Raw genomic sequence first — 1,222 nt, 5'->3', positions numbered from 1 at the left:
ATCAGCTTGATCTTGTTATTCGTTCCCTCCATTTTCCCATTCGAATAAGGCGATAACATGCACGATATGATTTCGTCTGTTCGTTTGACGAGTGATTTTGCGATGGCACGCACAACCGAACAAGGACAAAACGAATACCGATGAATCCAAACCTCCAAACGTCGTTTCGCCTGTTGCACGTCTTTGCTTTTGGACACATAGCGAAAATGTTGGAGCGATTGGTAGACAGACTTTAAGTAATCGCTTTCATTGCACCATTCCCGTACAATTTGACGTTCTGCCTCTGTCAATTTCTCTCGGCATTGACTCAATAAACGGCAAACGTAACGAACATTTCCGTGTTTCTTGCCTCCTTTGTCTACATATTTGCGACAACGCTCTAAAGCATCTGTAAACAGCTGAATGACATGGAAATAATCGACCACATGTGTCGCCTCTGGGCAAACTCTTTGAATCGCTTTTTTCATCGCTGGAGCTAAATCGCTCACGACAACCTGAACAGAACGAGACACATGAGCCAACGCACGTCCAATGGCTTCCTCGTTCTTTCCTGCTTCAATGGCATACACTTCACCTGTTTCGGCATCCATGATCGCCACTCCGTAGTCATGCCCTTTTCGAAAAGCGAACTCATCGACACAAACCGCCTTTGGTTGGATGTCATTTGATAGGAAGGAGGGGGCATGGATATAAAACCAACGTTCCACCGTCGTGTAAGGAAGCTTGAGCATCCGAGCCACTGCCTGAATAGATGTTCCGATACAAGATTGCGCGACCCATTGCTGAAAAGCATCCGTCGCCACACTTCGAGGAGAGATCGATGGATAAGACGTGCTGAATGTCATGCCACACGTACCACAACGTCTGCGCTCGACAGGAAGTTCAATCCAAAAAATTCCGATTCGCTGAGCATAGCCATGCATCCATTGCTTCTTTTTGCATGTCATTTTGATCGTGCGCTTCAAGCAGACAGGACATAACGGACATTGTTCAGGCAGAGAAAGTTCGAAAATCCAACGTTCTTCTTCTTTTCGTACCTTTTGAATCAAAACATCTGGTAAATCGATGAGTTCTTTGATAAACTGAGAGTACATGCGAATTTTCCTCCAGTGGTTTGGTTTGGTCACCTTTACCATACAGGAAAATTCGCATTTTTTGTACCCTCTAATTTCTCTATGCACACCGATCTTAAATCATCAAGTACAACTTGTGGTGAAGAGCC

The 1,222-nt window shown here is 44.8% G+C and carries 1 protein-coding gene; it reads right to left on the bottom strand.

Annotation, left to right across the window (positions count from 1 at the left end; all coding sequences use genetic code 11):
- Positions 1 to 1,094: ISL3 family transposase (locus tag EKC99_RS15270; RefSeq protein ID WP_163152658.1), on the bottom strand; the 1,094-nt coding region annotated here is incomplete at its 3' end.
- Between the last annotated feature and the right edge of the window lie 128 nt (positions 1,095 to 1,222).

The sequence above is a fragment of the Anoxybacillus sp. MB8 genome, assembly GCF_011006755.1.
Taxonomy (GTDB): Bacteria; Bacillota; Bacilli; order Bacillales; family Anoxybacillaceae; genus Anoxybacillus; species Anoxybacillus gonensis.
Note: the sequence above shows the minus strand (reverse complement) of the source record. Positions and strands in the feature narration are given on the sequence as shown.